The sequence below is a fragment of the Pseudoalteromonas sp. L1 genome (assembly GCF_021728095.1).
Taxonomy (GTDB): Bacteria; Pseudomonadota; Gammaproteobacteria; order Enterobacterales; family Alteromonadaceae; genus Pseudoalteromonas.
Map to the genome: position 1 here is coordinate 1 of NZ_JAKKCT010000016.1, position 1,096 is coordinate 1,096.

General features: G+C 41.5%; 1 protein-coding gene. It reads right to left on the reverse strand.

The features are described 5' to 3' along the window. Window positions 1-256 precede the first annotated feature (256 nt). A partial coding sequence (locus L3V38_RS20200; protein ID WP_237120540.1) for an IS110 family transposase occupies window positions 257-1,096 on the reverse strand: 840 nt, incomplete at its 5' end.

A 1,096-nucleotide genomic window follows, 5' to 3' on the forward strand; every position in this document is an offset into this window, starting at 1 on the left:
TAAACCCGCTTATATGGACTCCTCCGATTGCACAAGCCTTTTTTACATTAAGCTGATGTGATTGCGTACTTATATACGGACTCTAATGAGGCGCTACCTCGGTCACTTTGATGTTTTCGCGCCCTTGTGCCTTATCTGCTACACGGTATCTTCGTACACTAGCGGGTTTCCAGGCTATCAAGGGTAGGTCTCACCACTTAATGCTCTATCTTGGCTTGTTCAATTCTTCTGCTTACTGATTTTTTTATTCTTTATTTTATGCTGTCAGTATTATCGGCTCATAATTCGTTCCATTTTTAAGTAAGGCATAGGCGGTTCTCATTGTTTTGTTTGCTAATGCAATCGCCGCGCACTTAACCCCTTTTCTTACCAGAAGGCTTTTTATCCATCGTTCTTTTTCAGTCGAGGCCTCTCTGTTTTTTAATTTACTCACTATCGAGCGAGCGCCTAAAAATAGATTTCGCCTTAATGCTCCACCTCGTCTTTTAGGTATACGGCCTATCTTTGCTTTACCGCCTGTCGAATGCTGTAGTGGTGTCACACCTGCACACGCCGCAGCACTTCTTCCATTGCTAAACTGTGTTGTGTCACCTAAAAAAGACAGGAGTTCGATAGCAGTGATTGGGCCGACTCCTTCGAGTGTCATTAAGCGTTGACAGCCATCATTTTGTTTTACAATACGCTCTATTTGTTTTTGTAACTCTACTTTGTTGTCACACTGCTGTTGATAAAGAGCGTAACTCAGCGCAAGCGCATGTTTTAGTTCTAATGGCAGCATGTTTTCTGCATCTTCTAAAATATCGGGTATGGCTGCTTTAAATGCGGCCTCACTTTGGTTAATCACAATACCAAACTCAAGAAGTAAACCACGTATTTGATTTGATAATTGAATCTTTTGTTTATCTGCGAGCGCCCGAACCTTACTAAGAGATTGCAATGCTTGCTCTTCGATAGAGAGAATTTTACAGGTGCGGACATTAGGCACTTTACTAGCAATGGCTATCGCAATAGCATCGTTTGCATCTGTTTTTTGACCTTGTCTAAATGCTTTAACAAATAAAGGGTCAAGCAACATGACTTTATGACCAAAGGATTG